The sequence below is a fragment of the Enterococcus sp. AZ120 genome, assembly GCF_050546165.1.
GTDB classification, from domain to species: Bacteria; Bacillota; Bacilli; order Lactobacillales; family Enterococcaceae; genus Enterococcus; species Enterococcus faecalis.
Genome location: NZ_CP172950.1, coordinates 1,363,868 through 1,384,147 on the forward strand (window position 1 = coordinate 1,363,868; position 20,280 = coordinate 1,384,147).

A 20,280-nucleotide genomic window follows, 5' to 3' on the forward strand; every position below is an offset into this window, starting at 1 on the left:
GTTATTCGTCTCCTAGTTCTTCCCAGCGGTCCAAAGTATACGTACCTAATTTTCCACTGCGAATTTCTAAAATAATCATTTCGCTGGCTCGATTATAATCATCTCTAAAACCACGTTTTTGGCTAATTAACATCAATTGTTCTGGGGCAGGTAAAAATAGCTCTTCCTCTGTTAAACCATATCGTTCCGTCAAACGTTGCGGATAAAAACGTGCAAAAAATTCTAATCCATAAATCGCCAAATCATCTAAATGCAATAATTGATCTTTTATAGCGCCAGTTAAAGCTAATTTTTTCCCAATTTCTTCATCTTCAAATTTTGGCCAAAGAATTCCTGGTGTATCCAGTAATTCCAATTGGGAACCAGAGCGTAACCATTGTTGTCCTTTTGTCACACCTGGCTTGTTCCCAGTTTGCGCAATTTTTTTTCCGACTAAACGATTCATTAAGGTTGACTTACCAACATTGGGGATCCCAATACACATGGCGCGAATCGCACGCGGTTTCAAGCCTTTCGCCTGTTCACGAGCCAATTTTTCTTTTAACGCTTCCTTGGCTGCTGGCACAATTTTATTGATTCCTTTATTTTGTTGGGCATTGATAACTAGGGTTTGGTACCCTTTCTTTTGAAAGTAATGTTGCCATTTTTTATTTTGGTCGTTATCTGCTAAGTCCCCTTTATTTAAAAGGACTAATCGTGGTTTTTGTTGGACAATTTGGTCCATCATTGGGTTACGGGAAGAAAGCGGTAACCGCGCATCAACTAGTTCAAATACAATATCGACATATTTGATTTTTTCCGAAACTTCTCTTCTTGCTTTGGCCATATGGCCGGGAAACCATTGAATGGTCATAATCTGTTCAAATCCCTTCTTTAACACATTGTTTCTTTGATTCAATTCTTCAACGAGTCCTGTGTTCCGCGTAGATTCTTGCGAAAAAACACCTTCTCTAGTTTAACATATTTTTCACGGATTTGATTTATTTTCTGTAGTGTTCTTTAAAAAACAAAAAAGCTGAGACAAACTCACTTTGGATTTTGTCTCAGCCTTGTACACTGGCAAAGTATAGAAAGAAGTAGGTCAAGCTCTTCTCAAGACCGACTCAAGAATATTTCTGTTTTTACTTGTTATTTAGCATGAAGTAAATTTTCTTTACAATGAATTAACTCTGTTAAAAACTGACAGTACGGTGTAGCAATCCCATAGGCTTTCCCTTTGCGAACAATTGCTCCATTGATATAATCAATTTCGGTTAAACGATGATTGGTTATTAAGTCCTGATACATCGATGGATGGTGCAAACCAATTGTTTCTCGATTATAACACGAGCGGATTTGTTGAAGCACTGCTTGTTTATCTAACGTAACTTGTTCCACTTCAGCGACTGCTAAAAATTCATTAACTATTTGTTGAACAATTTGATCTGCTTGCTCTGTTTCGCCAAAGTCTGCCATATTACAATCCAACAAAGTACATAAACCATTCATTGTTCCATTTACGCAAGCCTTCTTATAAATGGATGATAAAATATTCTCAGAATAACGTGCATTTAAGCCAGCGTTATTTAATACCTTAATGACTGCTTCTGCCGCTTGTTCACTTTGCGCTCCTAAATTTTGTAAATCAATCGAACCATTGCCAAATAATTTTACTTTGCCCGGTCCTTCTAACCCAGCGGTCCACATTGTGTTTCCTAATAAAATATTTTCGTATGGCACGTATTTTTTGATAATATCTTCGTGCCCAATTCCATTTAACAAGCATAAAACTTTCGTATTTTTATTAAGGAAATGTTCTAATGCTTCAAGCATTCCTTCCAGTTGCATTGCTTTTGTAAATAGGATAACTAAGTCTGCTGTAAAATCGATGCTTGCTACTTCTGTCTGAGGATAAATAGGAATTTTAGCGGTCACCACTTCGCCATTAAAATCAGCAACTAACCCGTTTTTTCTTATTGCTTCAATATGTTCTGGCCAACCATCAACAAAAATAACGTCATTTCCTGCTTGATGTAACATTAGTCCAAAGCGACTGCCCATAGCGCCAGCACCTGCGATAATAATCTTCATTTCTTTTCCTCCGTTCAATTTTTTATTTTTAGGTAAAAATCTGCTAAGAAAATCTCTATCTCTTACTTTTATAGCAATAAAAAGGCAAAACATATGTTATATTATAAGTGATCTATTTGTTATTTTTTATCCAAGTGCATTTATGTAAGCGCTTTTAAAAAAGAAGGGGAGTTTCTGATGAATATTCAGCTTTTAAAGTACTTCATTGAAATTGTTAATACCCGCAGTTTATCGGCGGCCGCTCGCAATTTATTTGTCACCCAACCAACACTTTCTTTAGCATTGAAAAAAATGGAATCTGAGTTAGGCACAGCGTTGTTTGATCATTCTGATCAACCGTTTCAATTAACCGATACAGGTCTTTATTTATATGAACATGGCCAAGAAGTTGTTTTTCAATTCGATCAATTGGTAACAGATATTCGTGAAATGAACCAGAAACCAGTTAAAAAGCAATTGCGTTTAGGCTTAACTACTTTATTTGCTGTACAATTTATGAAAGAAATTTCACGATTTTTAACAACCCATCCACATGTGAATTTAATATTACAGCAAGATGGCTCGCCAAAATTACAAACGATGTTAGCAAATAAAGAAATTGATATGGGACTAATTTCTTTCCCAAATACCTTACCTGAAATTATTCATATTGAACCTTTAGAAACGACTACCAAAGGCTACCATGTTTATGTCGTGGTACCAGAATCAAATCCTCTCTCCCAATATGAAAAATTAACTTTTAAAGATTTGAAAGATCAACGATTTTCATCGTTAAGTGATAATTTTATGATTGGTCGCCTACTACTAGATCGGACTCGGAGCTTCGGTTATGAGCCGAATATCATTTTGCATAACGATGATTTACAAGTACTTCTTTATAGTTTACAAAAAAATAATTCGATTTGTTTGCTGCCGATTGAATATTATGAAGTGGGAAAAAGTCAGGGACTGAAATGGATTCCTTTAAAAGATAAGTTTGACTATTTCCCCATCGGCATTGCTTTGCGCCGCGATTTTAGTATGACAGAAGATGTTAGAGATTTTATCCAAATCATTAAAGAAAATTAATGGATAATCTAGCCTTGATAAGCAAAGACGACTTTACTATCATAAAGTTTCAACACTTTTTCAAATAAGAATTTTGAGAATAAACCCGCGACAATTGGAACAACAAACCAAGAAAAGAGTAAGGGTAAGATCCCTAAGCCCGCATCCAATGAAGCAAGTGGCCCCACGAGTCCAACCAAGCCAAATCCAGCCGATTGTGGGGTTCCTGAAATGTTGAATAGAACCACAGGAATTGCTGAAATAGTCGCTGTAAATAAACAAGGAATTAAAATAATTGGGTATTTAAATAAGTTAGGCATCATCATTTTCATACCGCCCAAAGAGACAGCCAGTGTCACTCCCGATTGGTTGACATTCCAAGAATTAATCACAAGAACAACAGTTGTGGCTGCAATTCCCATTGCAGCAGCACCTGCAGACAAGCCATTCAACTGAATCGCCAAACCGATTGCCACAGTAGTGATTGGCGAAATAATCAGTGCAGCAAATGAACAAGCAATTAAAATACTCATGATAATTGGCTGGAAATCAGTAAAATTGTTAATCACTTTCCCAATGGCGACCGTAATTTGTGTCACATATGGATAAATCAACATGCCAAACAAACCTGCACCTACTCCAACAACGATCGGTAAAGCAATGATTTCCACTGAACCGAATTTTTTATCGATGACTAATAAAAGTAAGACTGCAACAGAAGCGGTAATCATAATATTAATGATGTCACCAGTGCCTGCACCAATAAAGCCTTTCACTTCTGAATTAAATTTAATCACGCCAGAGCCAGCAAATGCTGCACCGCCAGCAATCATCATTTTCTGTGGCGTTAAGCCAAATTGAAAAGCAATCAGTCCACCAATAATTAAAGGGGTGGCTAGTTGGAAAATTTGCGCCGCATGAATAATCATTTCGATAATCTTGTATTCTGCAAAATATTTTAAAATGGCTCCTAATACAGCATTGGGAATTAAGGCGATAATGGTGCCGGAAGCTGTTCCAGCTAACACTTTGTTAAAAAATATTCTTGGGGTTAATTGAGCATCCAGTTTATCAGTGGGCATTTTCAACACTCCTATTGATTATTTTTGTTTTTTTAGAACAAGTTTGAGAATGATTGAACTTTCTATTAGATAAAGAGCGGCCTCAAAGAAGAGCGCTTATTTCTTTGAGGCGCTTTTTATTTAACTAAAGCAAGGAACGATTTTTAATATACATCCGTATCCGCATTATATTTCGCTAAATTATCTTTAACATCTCGCAAGAACTTACCTGCTTGTTGTCCATCTAAAATTCGATGATCAATAGAAAGACATAAATTAACCATATCTGCCACTTTAAAGCCTCCATCTGCGGTTGGCACAAGGCGTTTATTAATTGACTCTACTTGTAATATCGCAGCTTGTGGATGGTTAATAATTCCCATCGATTGGACGGAACCTAGTGTTCCAGTATTATTAAGAGTAAAGGTCCCTCCTTGCATTTCTTTGCTTGCTAGCGTTCCTTGTCGGACTTCTTGTGCCAAGCGATTGATTTCTTTAGCTAGCCCTGCAATTGAATAGTTATCCGCTTGTTGAATCACTGGCACATAAAGATGCTCGTCTGTCGTTACAGCTATGGATAAATTAACATCTTTATGATAAATAATTGAGCCATCATCCCAAGATGTATTGATTTTTGGATTTTTCTTTAACGCTTGAATGACTGCTTTGGCAAAAAATGGGAAGAAGCTTAGAGACAGGCCTTCTTGTTGTTTAAATTCATCTTTTAATGAATTTCTAAGTTGGACTAAGTTGGTCACATCCGCTTCCACCATTAACCAAGCGTGAGGGATTTCGTTGACACTTTGGACCATTTTTTTAGCAATTGCTTTACGTACAGGATCTGCAGAGACAATTTTATCTGTGGTTGTTTCAGTTGGACTAGCTGTTGCGGCACTTTCATTTTGCGAAGCAACTGGCTCCTCTGAAATTGAAGGGCTAGTTCCTGGACTCACTGTTTTCTCAGGCGTTCTTGCCTGTGTTGGTGTAAAGTTTGTAACATCTTTTCTAGTAATTCGACCATCACGACCTGTCCCTGTAACTTGTGTTAAATCAATCTTTTTTTCTTGGGCAATTTTAAGGACTGCTGGGGAATAACGACCATTATTTTTTTTATGGGACGTCGCAGTGCTTGTTGTTTCAACCGTTTCATGTTCTTGTGCTTGTTCCGCACTTGCTTCTTTCACTGGTGCTAAAGTAGCTTCTTCTGTTTTTTCGGTTGTTTCTTCTGTCTCTAACGTCATCACCGCTGTTCCGATGGGCACATCTGTATCTAGAGAAATCAGAAATTCTTTTACTACACCATCAAAATCTGATGGGACTTCCGTGGTGACTTTATCAGAAACGACTTCCATTAAGGGATCATAGCGTTTCACTGAATCTCCTGGTTTAACTAACCATTGGACAATGGCTGCCTCTGTGACACTTTCGCCTAGATGAGGCATTTTGATTTCTTTTGTGGCCATTTATTTTTTCCTCCTTGCTTCAATTAAAATTCTGCTAATTCTTTCATTGCTGCTAATACTTGTTCTTCATTGATTAAAAATTCTCTTTCTAAAGGTAATGCATAAGGCATGCTTGGACAATCAGGTCCTGCAAGTCGTTGAATCGGTGCATCTAAATCAAAGAGAGCATCTTCTGAAATCATTGCTGCAATTTCACTCATCACACTGCCTTCTTTATTGTCTTCTGTTACGAGTAAAACCTTCCCCGTTTTCTTAGCTGCAGCTACTAATGTTTCGCGATCTAAAGGATATAACGAGCGAACATCGACGATTTCGGCATCAATTCCTTCAGCGGCTAGTTTTTCCGCCGCAGCTAAAGCTAATTGCAAGGTCATGCCGTAACTAATCACGGTTAAATCACTACCCGTTCTAACGACATTGGCTTTGTCAATTGGTACGATATAATCATCTGCAGGCACTTCATCTTTTAGTAGACGATATAAACGCTTATGTTCGTAAAAAATGACTGGATCATCGGAACGAATCGCTGCTTTAATCATCCCTTTTGCATCATAAGGATTAGAGGGGGTCACAACTCTTAATCCTGGTTGTCCACAAAAAACTTTTTCTGTAGACTGAGAATGATACAGCCCACCACGAACACCGCCGCCATAAGGTGTCCGATAAACGATTGGCGCAGTCCAATCGCCTTTTGTTCTATAGCGCATTGTCCGAGCCTCTGATAACAATTGATTGGTTGCAGGCAAAATGTAATCCGCAAATTGAAATTCACCAATTGCACGATAGCCCATTAAACCTAAGCCGACAGCTAAACCACCAATTAAGCCTTCTGTTAACGGTGTATTAAAACAACGCTCGTCACCGTATTTAGCAGCTAAACCCTTTGTTACACCGAACACCCCGCCTTTGTCGCCGCCGACATCTTCCCCAAAAATAACTACTTTTTCATCACGAGCCATTTCTTCAGAAATTCCTAAGTTAATTGCTTCTAAATAAGTCATCTCAGCCATTATATTTCTTCTCCTCTTCTCTTATTTTGCATACACTTCTTCTAAAATTGATGTCGGTACAGGATCTGGCATTGCTTCTGCTTCATCCGTTGCTTGATTGATTTCTGCACGAATTTCTTCATCAATTTTGGCAATGTCTTCGGCTGTTAAATAGCCCTCTTCTAATAATTGTTTTTCAAAAAGCTTCACTGCATCGTTCTTTTTCATTTCTTCAATTTCTTCTTTTGAACGATAAACAGATTGATCATCGTCAGCGGAATGAGAAGTCAAGCGAGAAACCATTAATTCAATCAATTTTGGTCCTTTTTTCCCGCGAGCCGCTTTTACTGCTTCTTTAAATGCTAGATAGACTTCAGTAAAATCACTACCATCAACGGTTACACCTTCAAAGCCATAAGCTTTCGCGCGATCGGCCATTCGTTTATTGGCATACTGTTCTTCAATTGGGACAGAAATCGCATATTCATTATTTTCAACAACAAAAATGACTGGTAATTTTTTTACGCCTGCAAAGTTCATAGCTTCTTGGACTTCTCCTTGATTGGCAGAGCCTTCCCCAGTGGTGGTCAATGCAACAAAATCAGCTTTTTGAAGTTGCGCTGCATAACCAACACCTGTTGCTAATGGCATTTGTGTACTTACTGTTGAAGAGAAGGAAACAATATTATGCTCTTTTGAACCATAATGATTCGGCATTTGACGACCATGGGAAGAAGGATCCGCTTCTTTTCCAAAAGAACCCATTAAAATATCTTTGGAGGTCATGCCCCAAACCAAGCACGCGGTCATATCACGATAATACGGTAAAAAATAATCTTTTTGAGGATCAAAAGCCATCGCCATCGCTACTTGTGCAACTTCTGCCCCTTGACCAGAAATATTGAAAGAGGTCTTACCAATCCTTGTTAATTGCCACAACCGTTCGTCTAAACGACGTCCTCGTAGTACTTGACGATATGCCTGAATCAATTCTTCTTTTGATAAACCCGATTTTTTAAGCGTTTTCATTTTCATCAACCTTTCTCTATTTGTGAATCGCTAAGCCATAAGTATCTAAGGCTGCTTCTTGCAATACTTCTGTCATTGTTGGATGCGCATGGATTGCTTCACCAATTTCAATGGGCGCGGCATCTAAATACATGGCAGTACTTGCTTCGGCAATTAAATCCGTGACATGTGGCCCAATCATAGAAACCCCTAATAAATCATCGGTCTTCTTGTCACGAATTACTTCTATAAAGCCATCTGTTTCTCCATAAACAAGTGATTTACCATTACCATTAAAATTAAAGGTGCCAATCACTACTTCTTTATCTGCTGGTAAAGTTTCTCTAGTATAGCCGACACTTGCTATTTCAGGATTTGTATAAACACCTCGAGGCACGTTTGTATAATTTAAAGGTTCAACTGTCTCGCCTAAAAGATGCTGAACAGCTAACTCGCCTTCTTTCATAGCCACATGTGCTAGTTGGAGTGTATCGATACAATCGCCAATCGCATAAATATGTCCTTCTGTGGTTTGATAAAATTCATTTACTTCAATGCCTTTGTCAGTATATTTCACTGAGGTATTCTGTAACCCTAACTTATTGATATTGGGTTGACGCCCAATTGCTACCATGACTTTGTCAACGGTGAGGGTTTCTTGTCCTGCAACTTCTACTTGAACCTTTTGTCCAGTAACTTTCGCTTCTTGGACTTTGCTGCCTAATAGAATGTTGATTCCTCGTTGCTCTAAACGTTTCTTTAATTCTTTAGAAATTGTTGCACTCTCATTTATAAGTAACCGATCCAAAAATTCAATGATAGTTACGTTGACACCTAAACTATTTAATAAAGAAGCCCACTCGACACCAATAACGCCACCACCAATAATTGCAATTGATTCTGGTAGCTCTTCTAATTCAAGCATCCCATCAGAAGATAAGATAAATTCTTCATCCAGTGGCAAATTAGGTAACGTTTTAGGACTAGAGCCTGTCGCAATAATGACATTTTTAGGAACGATAATTTCTTCTTCCCGTGTTGGATCATTAAACGTAACTGCCACTGCGCCAGAGACTGGTGAAAAAATAGAGGGACCTAAAATCGCACCTTCGCCTGCTAAAATTTTGATTTTATTTTTCTTGCATAAGCCTTCAACACCTTTGTGCAACTGCTCAACAATTCCTTCTTTCCGTTGTTGTATTTTAGAAAAATCAATGGACGCTGCCTCTGTTTCAATCCCAAAAGAAGCCGCTTGTTTTAAGGTATCAAAAACCTCTGCGCTTCTTAATAAAGCTTTTGTAGGGATACAGCCTTTGTGCAAACAAGTGCCACCTAATTTGTATTTTTCAACAATTGTGACGTTTAGCCCTTTTTGTGCGGCTCGAATTGCTGCTACATAGCCTCCTGTTCCGCCACCTAAAATCAGTAAATCTGTTTGTCCCGCCATTTTGATCACTCCTGCTCAATTTTTGCTTCACTATAATTTAAAGCTTGTTCTTCCCCTGTTAATACTCGATTGACGCCTTCATATAAAGCAGCCATCTCCATTTCACCTGGGTAAACCTTAATTGGTGCAATCCAAGTGACTTTTTGACTAATTTCTTGAACAACGGTTTGCGAATAGGCTGCGCCCCCTGTTAAAATAATTGCATCAATTGTGCCTTCAAGAACCACGGCCATCTCGCCAATACTTTTTGCGATTTGGTAACACATTCCTTTTAAATAGTAATTTGCTGTTTGATCACCTGCAGCTATTTGTGCTTGGATATGCCGTAAATCTGTTTCACCTAGGTATGATTTAAGGCCGCTATTACCCGCAATTAGCTTTTTCACTTGGCTAATCGTTAACTCCTGTTCAAGTATCCATTGCGCAAATTCAACGAGCGGTAAGGCACCACTGCGTTCTGGCGTATAAGGACCTTCACCATCAAGCCCATTTACCACATCCACCATGCGGCCTTTTTGATGCGCCCCCAAGCTAATGCCCCCACCTAAATGAACAACGATAAAATTGCTTTGCTCATATGTTTTCCCTAAATCCTCAGCGATTTTTCGAGCGACCGCTTTTTGATTTAAGGCGTGACCAACGCTACGCCGCTGAATGCCTTTTAATCCAGAAATCCTGGCTAATGGCTGTAGCTCATCTACAACAACAGGATCGACAATAAAGGCTGGCACGTGATATTTTTCTGCAAACTCATTAGCTAAAATCGCCCCTAAATTTGAAGCATGGGTATTAAAGCGTTCTGTCCGCAAGTCTTCTAGCATTTGTTGATCGACAAGATACGTACCGCCAGGAATAGGCTTAAGCAAACCACCACGCCCTACGACAGCGGCTAATTGTGTGATGTTATGTGTTTCTAAAAATTCCGCGATCATTTGTTTTCGAAATGGTGTTTGACTGACAACATTTTCAAAAGGTGCCAATTCTTGGACGCTATGTCTAAGCGTTTCTTCCGCCAAGCAATCATGATTAGCAAAAAGCGCTAACTTAGTGGAGGTCGAGCCAGGATTAATAACCAATACTGTTTCCATTGTTTTCTGCTCCTTTTTTTAAACTTGTCTCATGGCAAATCTTAATGAATGAAATTTGCTTTCTGTCGAATCACTTCTAGATGTTAAAACGACTGGGACTTTTGTGCCAACAATCGTTCCTCCCACCTTGGCGTGCCCAAACAAGGTTAATGATTTGTATAAACAATTTCCAACATCAATAGTTGGGACCACTAAAATATCTGCATCCCCCATGATAGGACCGCTGTAACGTTTATGCGCAACCGCTTCTTCAGAGGTCGCTAAATCAAGCGAAAGTGGACCAAAAACCGTAGCCTCTTGTTGATCATTAAAATGTGCCGTGACTTCTTTTGCTAAAACAGACGAAGGCATTTTAGGATTGAAATTTTCCGCTGCGCTTAACAAAGCAATTTTCGGGTGATGCAATCCCAATTTTTGGGCGACTTCTTTAGCATTTTCAACAATTTCAATGAGGGTCGCTTGAGTGGGGGCGATATTCATCGCACAATCGGTTAACAAGAAGGTTTTTCCCGCAGGCAGCTCCACCATTGCTACATGGGAAAGAATTGGTTTATTCTTTAATTGATGCTCACTTTTCAACATTTCTTTTAGTAATGTGTGGGTCTGGATAATTCCTTTCAATAAAATTTGTGCTTGACCAGTTGCAACTAAACTGACAGCTTCCCGTGCTACCGCGGCCTCATCTGAGCAATGAACATATTTCCAGAGATTTTCAGTATCAAGATTTTCGCTTGTATCAAATACAATAAACTGCAACGGTTGCTCGGATTCTTTTAGTGCTTTTTTAACTAACTGTAAAATCTCTGGTTGTGAACCTCCTGCAATTGAAACAGTGATCATTTTCTCACCTCATTTTTTCTTCTTTACACTTTAAATCTACCTTAGTATGTAAGCGCATACAAATTGTTAATTTTTATGTCCTTATTAATATTTTTTATAGAGAAGGAAAAGCTTAGTAAATCAAGCTTTTCTTTCTCTAAACAATTGTTATCTAATTTACTTTTCATGAAAAAACTTCTTTTCTAAGAATGAAAGGAAAACTTATGCTTCGGCACAGCTGTTTATTTATGTCCGATCCTAAAGCATGTTATACTTTAGATACTTATTTTTAGGAGGAATTAAATGGCACTACTACTATTCTTTTTGTTTATCGCCCTACTAGGATTTGGTATATTAAAAATTAATAACCGCAGTATCCTCGGCGGTATCACTCTGGCTTCTGGCACCTTATTGTCATTAGTCACCTTACTATTTATCGGACTAGACAAAATTTATTTACATTTTAAGAATGGCGACCTAATTACTTTGGCCATTGCTTATCTATTAATTCCCGCTGTGTTTATCGGCATTTGCCTTTACTTTATTTTTAACTCACGTACGATGCAAACGAAAGAAGGCAAAAGTGTCACGGCTAAATTGTCGGCGGGCTTAGGGCTGAACTTATTAATTGCTTTACCAGCCTTTCTATATTTATTATCAGTTGGCACAGCGCAAATACCTTATATGCTTTTTCTGTTCTTACTTTTTCTATTGTTAATGGATCTTTTGCTGACCTTTCTATTTGCTGCTTACGTCTTGTATTCATGGATGTACCAAATGATTCCTTTAAAAAAAGCGGTTGATTATATCATTGTTTTAGGTTCGGGAATTCGTAGCGAGGAAGTACCTCCACTTTTGAAGAGTCGGTTAGATAAAGGGATTGAATATTATGAAAAAAATCCCACCGCTAAATTTGTAGTCAGCGGTGGTCAAGGTCCTGACGAACCTGTGGCCGAAGCTTTCGCAATGAAAAAATATTTGCTTTCACAAAATATTCCTGCAGAAGCAATTTTGATGGAGGACCAATCCACAACCACTTATGAAAATATGTTGTTTTCTAAAGCAATAATTCAGGCAGATTGGCAAAAGATGCCGTCTGATTCTAAACAACCCTCTGTTATTTTTTCAACAAATAACTATCATGTCTTACGAGGAGCTATGTATGCCCATCGTGTTGGCTTAAAAGCTGAAGGTGTCGGGGCGCCAACTGCCTTATATTTTTTACCGACTGCTCTAATCCGAGAATACATTGCCTTACTGGTTCATGATAAGCGAATTGTGCTTTTTGTTTTTCTACTTGTCACTCTTCTTTTAGGAATCAGTATCTTACCCATCTAAAAAAACAGCGACTCACATTTTTGTGAGTCGCTGTTTTTATTCTTTTAATATAAAAAGGTTTAATGAACGTAATTGGCTATCAATGCAATCAGCCATAAATGAAGCGGATAGAATCCGTAAAATAAATATTTGAAAAATGGTGCTTTGCTCCCTCTCTCACCATTGTAAAGCGATATAAATGGTAACACAGTGATAAACATAAAATCAGAATTATAAGCTAACATTTCAATTGTCGTTGGCCAATCTCCCAACCATTGAAAACTTGTAACTAAGAAAAAGAGCGCTAATGCACCATATAAACAGTTCCGTAAGACAAGTCTCTTTCTGGCTAGATACGTAATCAACATAAAAGGTAACATCACAATGCCACCTTCAGCAAACATTGCTCCTATTCCTAAAATTGCTAATATACTAATCAATAAAACAATTTTTAAACTGATTTTTGGCATCTCTAGCATCGCTTTTGTCACAATTAACATACTGACACCAAGGGCTAAGGTGAAGAAAATATTATTGTGAACAGTGACAGCTGGATTATTCACTAAATGATTTAGAAGCGTATTTCCAACAAACATGATTGCTGCCCAAATATACAAACGACCATTGTAACGATAAACATTCCGTGTATAGTTGAACCCTTCTACAGCCATGTAACCAAAAAACACACCGACACAACGAGTAATTACATGAAAAATCAGTGCCCATTCTGGTGGAACAAAATAACTAATATGGTCAAGAACCATTAACCCCATCATCAATAACTTTAAGCGATTTGCGTTCATGAATCGTCTCCTTTATTTTTTCTACAGAAACTATCATATCTTTTTATATAACAGAAAACAACGAACATTCTTGTTAGATTCAACCATTCTTTTTGTCACTTTCGTTAAACTTGGTACCGCAAAGATAAATCTTCAAATAAATAATGTTGGTATTTAAATTGTTCAAAATGAATTTTTCGAATTTCTTGCTTAATGGCTGTTAAGCATTCATCGACCGTCATCAATGATTCTTCTTTTAGAAGCGCCTCTTCTATTAATAATTTGCATTGGCAATCAATCAATAAAAGTTGGCTATAGAATGTGTAAAATGTTTCTTTATTTAATTTTTCAATCAAATTTTTAGCTTGATTCTGCAGCTTTTGATAACATTTGGTCAATTTTTGATAATCCATTAAATCAACTAACTGACCTTGTTTTAACATGTTACTAAAGTCTAAATCCCAAAGCATTTCTTTAGTCGGCTGTTGCAATAAATAATACATAGAATGACTACTAATAATTTCAGTGGTCGGTTCTTCAATTGTTTCATAAAAAGTCACAAAATATTCTCGCTCAATCACAGTAATAATTTCTTCTTCTGAAAGCTCACAATCTTCTAAATTTTGATAGAATATCAATAATTTAATCCGTTCATCTATTTTATTCAGCGAAGCGACTAATTCAGGAAAAAGAACCGACTGACAATTTTCTACTAATTCTCTTGCCTTATTTTGTTCATTTTTATAAAAGTTGTATAACTTTTTCCGCTGTTTTAACGAGTTTAGTAAGTTATCGGGTATATTCCAGTAATATTGTTTCTTCATAGCATTCCCACTCTTCTTTTTTATGTACAATTTTACAAAATTGGTCTTAGCCAATTTCGTCTCTAGTTATTCTATCAAAAAAGTGATGCTTTTTTACTGACAATAATTACTCGTTTTACGCCCAAAAAGTGAAAATCTAGCTGTTAAGTAATTATTGGGGCTTGTTTCTCGCGGGCCGAAAAAACTTTTTCCTTTTAAAAGTCCAGAAAAAGACCTACACTAGAGATAGACAAACGTTGGAGGGATTTAAATGGATTTACACTTAACGAATAAATTAGCATTAATTACTGGTTCAACCAAAGGAATTGGCAAAGCAATTGCGATTGAAATGGCTCGTGAAGGGACCGATGTCATTATCAATGGGCGCAATGAAGCCGAAGTAACTAAAGTTGTTAAAGAAATACAAACAATGTTTCCAGACACTCATCCTCAAGCAGGGACTGCCGATATTTCCATTGAAAGTCAACGAGCTACTTTGCTTGAAAAATTCCCTAAAGTCGACATTTTAGTGAACAATATGGGGATTTTTGAGCCAATGGAATACTGGGACATCGATGACACCACTTGGGAAAAATTTTTTACTGTGAACGTGTTGTCAGGCAATGCATTAGCAAAAGCTTATCTACCTAAAATGCTTGCACAAGATTTTGGTCGCATTATCTTCATTGCTAGCGAAGAAGCGGTGATGCCTTCTGGCGAAATGCCCCAATATAGCATGACAAAAACGATGAATCTTTCCTTAGCTAAAAGTTTATCCAACTTAACTGTCGGCACACATGTCACCGTTAACACGGTTATGCCTGGCTCAACCCTTACCGAAGGTGTAGAAAAAATGTTGGAAGATATGTACGCTGATTCAGACATTCCCAAAGAGGATTGGGAAAAAGATTTCATGAAAAATCATCGTTCTCGTTCACAAATCCAACGGCTCATTCGACCAGAAGAAATTGGTCGTTTTGTTACCTTTGTGGCCAGCCCAGATTCTTCTTCCTTCTCAGGCGAAGCCTTAAGAATCGATGGCGGCTTAGTTCCAACGATCTTCTAAATTAAACAAAAAAGACAGCCAGCAAAAATTCACATTTTTTGCTGGCTGTCTTTTTAAGCATATTAATTGATTACTTACCAAAAGTAAGTTATATTTATCTCGAATTCGAAATAAAAAGAGGTGAAACAATGAACCAACAGCAAGAAGCTTTAAAAGCCTATATCGGTTTATTAAGAACCAGCCATCGACTAGAGCAACTTGCCAAGCAAGATGTTACTTGTTATGACTTAAACATTACAGAATTTTCAGTGTTAGAGCTGTTACTCCATAAAGGTCCTCAGACCATCCAAAAAATCAAGGAGAAAATTTTAATCGCTAGCAGTAGCACCACTTATGTTATTGACCAATTACATAAAAAAGGCTATGTAACGCGCACTCCCAGTGAAAAAGACCGACGCATTACTTACGTCGAATTAACAGAAGCTGGAAAAACATTAATTGAAGAAATTTTCCCGATGCATGCAAAGCGAATTGCAGAGGCATTTGAACAACTCTCTTCCGAAGAATTAACACTTCTTCAAAAAACTTTACGAAAAATAACAAATGAAACGAAATGAGGAAATAATGATGAAAAAAGAAGATCAATTATTAGGAATCCACCACGTTACAGCTATGACAAGTGATGCAGAAAAAAACTATCACTTCTTTACAGACGTTTTAGGGATGCGTTTAGTCAAAAAAACAGTGAATCAAGATGATATCTATACTTACCATACCTATTTTGCCGATGATTTGGGTACACCAGGTACAACCATGACCTTTTTCGATTTTCCCAATAACCCTAAAGGATTAAAAGGAACCAATACGATTTCAAGAACAGGGTTCCGGGTTCCTTCAGATGCAGCTTTGACTTATTATGAAAATCGCTTCAATGAATTTGCGGTCAAACACACAGGCATTTCTGAAGAATTCGGGAAAAAGGTCCTTCGCTTTTGGGATTTTGATGATCAAGCGTATCAATTAATCTCTGATGAATTAAATCAGGGCGTTGCAGCGGGCACCCCTTGGGAAAAAGGACCTGTCCCCACAGAATTTGCGATTTATGGCTTAGGACCTGTCGAAATAGCTATTTCCTATTTTCATGAATTCAAAGAAGTCTTTGAAGAAATTCTAGGCTTTCACGTAGTGGCACAAGAAGGCAATCGCTATTTACTAGAAGTTGGGCAAGGTGGCAATGGTGCCCAAGTCGTTTTGGTAGACGATGATACTAGCTCACAAGCGCAACAAGGATATGGTGAAGTACATCACGTTGCATTCCGCCTAGCGGATCGTAAATCACTTGGGACTTGGCAAGCGCTCTTTGATCATTTAGGCTTACAAAACTCTGGCTATGTCGATCGTTATTACTTTGAATCATTGTATGTTCGTATTGGGCATATTTTAGTCGAATTAGCCACCGATGAACCAGGATTTATGGGGGATGAACCTTACGAAACATTAGGAGAAAAGTTATCTCTTGCGCCATTTTTAGAAAACCGTCGTGAGTATATTGAGAGTGTTATCAAGCCGTTCAATACAAAACGAGCCTAAGGAGGAAAAAACATGCATTCAATTTTTAAAAAAGGACATCTTGAAGCACCTGTCTTTGTGCTACTTCACGGTACAGGTGGTGATGAAACAGCTCTCCTACCAATTGCTCAAGAACTAAATAAACAAGCTACTGTACTAAGTATTCGTGGTGATGTTTCAGAAAATGGAATGAATCGTTATTTTAAGCGCCTAGCGGAAGGTCATTATGACTTAGAAGATCTAGAAAAACGCGGCGAGGCGCTTCATAAGTTTATTCAACAAGCCGCTAACGAGCATCAATTTTCATTGGATAAAATTATTTTTATTGGCTATTCAAATGGGGCCAATATCGCTATTCAATTATTGCTTACTCACCCCGACAGCTACCATCAAGCTGTCCTCTATCATCCCATGTTTCCTGTTGAATTGACCAATCAACCAGACTTGACCGACACTTCTGTTTTATTATCTCTAGGAGAGCATGACCCGATTGTCCCACTTCCTGAGAGTATGCGTGTGATTCAACTATTTCAGAATCATGGAGCAACCGTACAAGAGGTTTGGACACAAAGTCATCAATTAACTTATCAAGAAATTAAGGAAACACAAACTTGGTTGGCACATCTGTCCTCTTAACAAAAAAGTGGGTCCTAAGTCGAAATGACTTAGGACCCACTTTTTCTATTTTAAGATAATTCACTGTCTGAGCTTCTTTTTATTCTGCCATTTGAACAACTATTTTACCAACTGCATGGTGCGTTTCACTGAGTGCATGTGCATCATAAATCCCTTGTCTAGAAAAAGGGAAAACTTCACCAATAATTGATTTCACTTTTCCAGCTGCCATCAAATCAGCAATTTTTTGTAATTGTTCTCCATTTGGTTGAAGCCAAATACTTTCAGCAGAAATATTTTTTTCGGCTGCCAATTGTTTATCTTCAATGCCCACAATTGAAACAAGACGACCTGTGTTTGGTTTTAAGACGTCAAAACTATTTTTTTGAACCTCACCACCCATTGTATCAAAGACCAAATCAACATCAGCTAATACCTCTGCAAAATTCGTTGTATGATAATCAATCACTTCATCTGCACCAATTTTTCTCAGTAAGGCATGATTTTTTGCGCTAGCGGTCGTGATGACATGTGCGCCCGCTTCTTTTGCTAGTTGAATCGCATAAGTACCGACCCCACCTGCACCAGCATGAATTAAAACAGTTTCTCCTTCTTTAAGGTGACCATGATCAAACAATGCTTGCCAAGCGGTTAAACCAGCCAACGGAACGGCAGCCGCTTCTTCAAAGCTAATTGTTTCAGGGATTTTTGCTAATAAATGATCATCCACAATCGTTACTTCTGCATAGGTGCCAAAACGAGTAGTTTCAGGACGAGCAAAAACTTTATCGCCAACTTGCCAATCCGTTACTTGACTCCCCACCTCTGTAATCACACCAGCGACATCCCAACCAAGAATAATCGGAAAGGACCAATCAAACATCTGTTTTAAATATCCTTCACGCAATTTCCAATCAATCGGATTAATTGATGTCGCGTATTCTTTTACCAACACTTGATGTTCCGATAATTCTGGCAGTGTTACTTCTGCTTCTTCAAGTACCTCTTTACTTCCGTACTGATTAATCACAACAGCTTTCATAAACCAACTTCCTCTCATTTGTTTCATTTTTCACACTTTTAGTATACGCCTATTGCCTTCTTTTTATATAAGAATATGCTTTAGTTAAATTGAGAGAAAGTAGCTGTTTTTAGTCTATTATTCATAACGTAAAGATTCAATTGGATCTAATTTTGCTGCTCTTCGAGCTGGTAAAGTTCCTGCTAAAAAAGCAATAAACATAATAACTAAGATAATCGTTAGTGAAGATGGCAATGAAAATTGAATTAATTTAAATCCTGTTAAAGCCTTTAAAAAAGAATCCGTTGCCAAACGATTAACTAAATTTCCAACCCCAACAGCTCCTAAAATGCCTAATATTGAGCCAAAAAAGCCAATTAAAGCCGCCTCAACACTAAAAATTGTAAAGACTTTCCCATTGCTAAGTCCCATGGCTTTCATTAAACCAATTTCTCGCGTTCTTTCTTGGACAGACATATACAGCGTGTTAATAATGCCAAAGCTTGCAGCTAACAAGGCAATTGCACCAAACATGGTTAAAACACCAGTGATTGCATTGATTATATTACGAATCATGCCAATTTCATCTTCGACAGTAGTCGCTAAATAGCCAGCTTTATCTAAATCTTTTTTGATGTCCTTAATCTGCTCTGGCGTGCTGTCTTTTTTAACTTCAGCAATAATCATCGCGTATTGATTTTTTAAATGTTCTGGAAGATCTGCTTGATTGATTGAGACAACTTTATCAATCAATGCTTTATTCATCAGCGAGAGCCCATTTTGAATGACACTGGCATTTCTAACGCCAACAATTTTTGCTTCAATAACTTGCTCTTGTCCTTTCAAGGAACTTGAGATACCTAATTGAACTGTTTCTCCCACGGCAGCTTTACTAGATGTATAGCCGAGCGCTTTTACATATTCTGGTGACAAATTAATTTCGAAGTCCTGGCTCGTTTGCGAAACTTTACGGCCAGCCGCTAAATCAATGGTCATCTCATCTAGCGCAGAAGTTGCTGAAAATACATATTTATGCTTATCTGCTCCTTTTATATAATCGATAGCAACGGATTTCATTGGTTCCACTGATGTAACATCCGAGATTTTTTTAATCTTCTCAATATCTTTTTCAGCAAGCATACTTTGTTGTTGAATCGTACTGGTTTTTTTCTCTGGATTATATTTACTTGGTTCTGTTCCGTTACCAACATTCATCTCCATTTTTGGCTGAATAAATAGCTGATTTGCACCACCGACACTGCCGACTTGTTTGTCAATATAATCATTTACACCAATATTGACTCCTGTAGTTAAAGCTATGGTAAATGCTCCAATAAAGATTGCAATAATGGTCAATACGGTTCGACCTTTATTACGCATTAAATTGGTACTAGCTGATTTTAAAATATCTCTAAATTTCATTTACTCATCTCCTCCTACAATCAAGCCGTCTCGAACATGAACTTGCCGATCACAACGTGCTGCTAAGTCTGGATCATGTGTCACAATAATTAAGGTAATTCCTTTATTTTTATTTAAATCAAATAACAATTCTTCAATTTTCTTCCCAGTGGCAGAATCTAAATTCCCTGTAGGTTCATCTGCAAAAATAATTTGCGGATTATTAACTAAAGCACGCGCTATACATACCCGTTGTTTTTGGCCACCAGATAAATTATTCGCTTTATTTTGAACTTTATCTTCCAAACCGACTGCTTTTAACGCATCTAAAGCCATCTTTTTCCTCTTGCTACCGGAAATCCCACCGATTTTTAATGGTAAAAGAACATTATTTAAAACTGTATCCTTGGCATTCATAAAGAATTGTTGAAAAACAAAACCAAATTCTTCATTTCTCGTTTTATTCAGCACTTTCTTTCTAATACTAGTAACATTTTTACCATTTAAATAAATATCTCCTGAAGTTGGTTGATCTAGCAATGCCAAAATGTGCATAAATGTTGATTTCCCAGAGCCACTTTTACCAATTATGGCCACAGATTCACCTTTTTCAACTTTTAAATCAACACCTTTTAACGCATCAAATTTTGTTTCGTTCTTTCCATAACTTTTTTTAATATTTTTTGCTTCAATTACCGCCATGTTACCCCTCCATTTTTCATTCTTTGTCGTTTACTTATTTACAAAGTTTTTTACTCTTTTCATACTCCTTTC

19 protein-coding genes and 2 pseudogenes are annotated in these 20,280 nt (G+C 37.5%); 6 read left to right on the forward strand and 15 right to left on the reverse strand.

From position 1 onward, the window contains the following. Position 1: 1 nt before the first annotated feature. A complete protein-coding gene (gene ylqF, locus IGJ46_RS06575) occupies positions 2-853 on the reverse strand; it encodes a ribosome biogenesis GTPase YlqF (RefSeq protein ID WP_002357480.1) in 852 nt (283 codons plus the stop codon). Between the two features lie 275 nt (positions 854-1,128). After that, a complete protein-coding gene (locus IGJ46_RS06580) occupies positions 1,129-2,070 on the reverse strand; it encodes a 2-dehydropantoate 2-reductase (RefSeq protein ID WP_002357479.1) in 942 nt (313 codons plus the stop codon). A gap of 177 nt (positions 2,071-2,247) precedes the next feature. On the opposite strand from IGJ46_RS06580, the gene IGJ46_RS06585 reads away from it, so the two are divergent. Further along, entirely contained in the window at positions 2,248-3,138 is an 891-nt protein-coding gene (locus tag IGJ46_RS06585; protein ID WP_002365698.1) for a LysR family transcriptional regulator, read from the forward strand. An 8-nt stretch (positions 3,139-3,146) separates the two neighbouring features. Here IGJ46_RS06585 and IGJ46_RS06590 read toward each other — a convergent pair whose 3' ends face one another. From IGJ46_RS06590 to ptb, 8 genes and pseudogenes are all read right to left on the reverse strand, one after another. Next, positions 3,147-4,199, reverse strand: a complete 1,053-nt coding sequence (locus IGJ46_RS06590) for a PTS sugar transporter subunit IIC (protein WP_002384478.1) — start codon at positions 4,197-4,199, stop codon at positions 3,147-3,149. Positions 4,200-4,342: 143 nt separating this feature from the next. After that, positions 4,343-5,278: pseudogene (locus tag IGJ46_RS06595) on the reverse strand (dihydrolipoamide acetyltransferase family protein); the annotation flags it as partial. 192 nt (positions 5,279-5,470) lie between these two features. After that, positions 5,471-5,641: pseudogene (locus IGJ46_RS06600) on the reverse strand (biotin/lipoyl-containing protein); the annotation flags it as partial. A gap of 23 nt (positions 5,642-5,664) precedes the next feature. Beyond that, positions 5,665-6,651: an alpha-ketoacid dehydrogenase subunit beta gene (locus IGJ46_RS06605; RefSeq protein WP_002357475.1), complete on the reverse strand. Its 987-nt coding sequence runs from the start codon at positions 6,649-6,651 to the stop codon at positions 5,665-5,667. A gap of 21 nt (positions 6,652-6,672) precedes the next feature. After that, a complete protein-coding gene (locus IGJ46_RS06610) occupies positions 6,673-7,665 on the reverse strand; it encodes a thiamine pyrophosphate-dependent dehydrogenase E1 component subunit alpha (RefSeq protein WP_002357474.1) in 993 nt (330 codons plus the stop codon). 10 nt (positions 7,666-7,675) lie between these two features. Then, positions 7,676-9,085 carry a dihydrolipoyl dehydrogenase gene (gene lpdA / locus IGJ46_RS06615; protein WP_218391080.1) on the reverse strand — a complete coding sequence of 470 codons (1,410 nt, stop codon included), beginning with the start codon at positions 9,083-9,085 and terminating at the stop codon, positions 7,676-7,678. A gap of 5 nt (positions 9,086-9,090) precedes the next feature. Next, positions 9,091-10,173 carry a butyrate kinase gene (gene buk / locus IGJ46_RS06620; RefSeq protein ID WP_002397335.1) on the reverse strand — a complete coding sequence of 361 codons (1,083 nt, stop codon included), beginning with the start codon at positions 10,171-10,173 and terminating at the stop codon, positions 9,091-9,093. Positions 10,174-10,191: 18 nt separating this feature from the next. Continuing rightward, complete coding sequence (gene ptb / locus IGJ46_RS06625; protein ID WP_010710312.1) at positions 10,192-11,013, reverse strand: branched-chain phosphotransacylase; 822 nt, start codon at positions 11,011-11,013, stop codon at positions 10,192-10,194. 282 nt (positions 11,014-11,295) lie between these two features. Between ptb and IGJ46_RS06630 the strand changes: the two genes are divergently transcribed. Then, positions 11,296-12,330 (forward strand): YdcF family protein, encoded by a 1,035-nt coding sequence (locus IGJ46_RS06630; RefSeq protein WP_010708703.1) that lies wholly within the window; start codon positions 11,296-11,298, stop codon positions 12,328-12,330. A gap of 59 nt (positions 12,331-12,389) precedes the next feature. Here IGJ46_RS06630 and IGJ46_RS06635 read toward each other — a convergent pair whose 3' ends face one another. Next, positions 12,390-13,112 carry a TraX family protein gene (locus IGJ46_RS06635; protein WP_002364007.1) on the reverse strand — a complete coding sequence of 241 codons (723 nt, stop codon included), beginning with the start codon at positions 13,110-13,112 and terminating at the stop codon, positions 12,390-12,392. A 104-nt stretch (positions 13,113-13,216) separates the two neighbouring features. Next, complete coding sequence (locus IGJ46_RS06640; RefSeq protein ID WP_002382359.1) at positions 13,217-13,969, reverse strand: DUF7006 family protein; 753 nt, start codon at positions 13,967-13,969, stop codon at positions 13,217-13,219. Positions 13,970-14,165: 196 nt separating this feature from the next. Between IGJ46_RS06640 and IGJ46_RS06645 the strand changes: the two genes are divergently transcribed. The 4 genes from IGJ46_RS06645 to IGJ46_RS06660 all read left to right on the forward strand — a co-directional run bounded on the left by IGJ46_RS06645 (position 14,166) and on the right by IGJ46_RS06660 (position 17,105). After that, positions 14,166-14,960, forward strand: coding sequence for an SDR family NAD(P)-dependent oxidoreductase (locus IGJ46_RS06645; RefSeq protein ID WP_218391082.1), 795 nt, complete (start codon positions 14,166-14,168; stop codon positions 14,958-14,960). A 128-nt stretch (positions 14,961-15,088) separates the two neighbouring features. Further along, positions 15,089-15,517 (forward strand): MarR family winged helix-turn-helix transcriptional regulator, encoded by a 429-nt coding sequence (locus IGJ46_RS06650; RefSeq protein ID WP_002413869.1) that lies wholly within the window; start codon positions 15,089-15,091, stop codon positions 15,515-15,517. 10 nt (positions 15,518-15,527) lie between these two features. Next, a complete protein-coding gene (locus IGJ46_RS06655) occupies positions 15,528-16,490 on the forward strand; it encodes a ring-cleaving dioxygenase (protein ID WP_002413868.1) in 963 nt (320 codons plus the stop codon). Between the two features lie 12 nt (positions 16,491-16,502). After that, on the forward strand, positions 16,503-17,105 hold the full coding sequence (locus tag IGJ46_RS06660; RefSeq protein ID WP_002378362.1) for an alpha/beta hydrolase: 603 nt from the start codon (positions 16,503-16,505) through the stop codon (positions 17,103-17,105). 79 nt (positions 17,106-17,184) lie between these two features. On the opposite strand, the gene IGJ46_RS06665 is transcribed toward IGJ46_RS06660, so the two are convergent. The 3 genes from IGJ46_RS06665 to IGJ46_RS06675 form a co-directional block, all read right to left on the reverse strand. Continuing rightward, entirely contained in the window at positions 17,185-18,153 is a 969-nt protein-coding gene (locus IGJ46_RS06665; protein ID WP_014525018.1) for an NADP-dependent oxidoreductase, read from the reverse strand. Between the two features lie 90 nt (positions 18,154-18,243). Continuing rightward, complete coding sequence (locus IGJ46_RS06670) at positions 18,244-19,527, reverse strand: ABC transporter permease (protein WP_002357458.1); 1,284 nt, start codon at positions 19,525-19,527, stop codon at positions 18,244-18,246. Then, the gene (locus tag IGJ46_RS06675) at positions 19,528-20,208 is read right to left on the reverse strand and encodes an ABC transporter ATP-binding protein (protein ID WP_002357457.1); all 681 of its coding nucleotides are present in this window, start codon (positions 20,206-20,208) and stop codon (positions 19,528-19,530) included. Positions 20,209-20,280 lie beyond the last annotated feature (72 nt).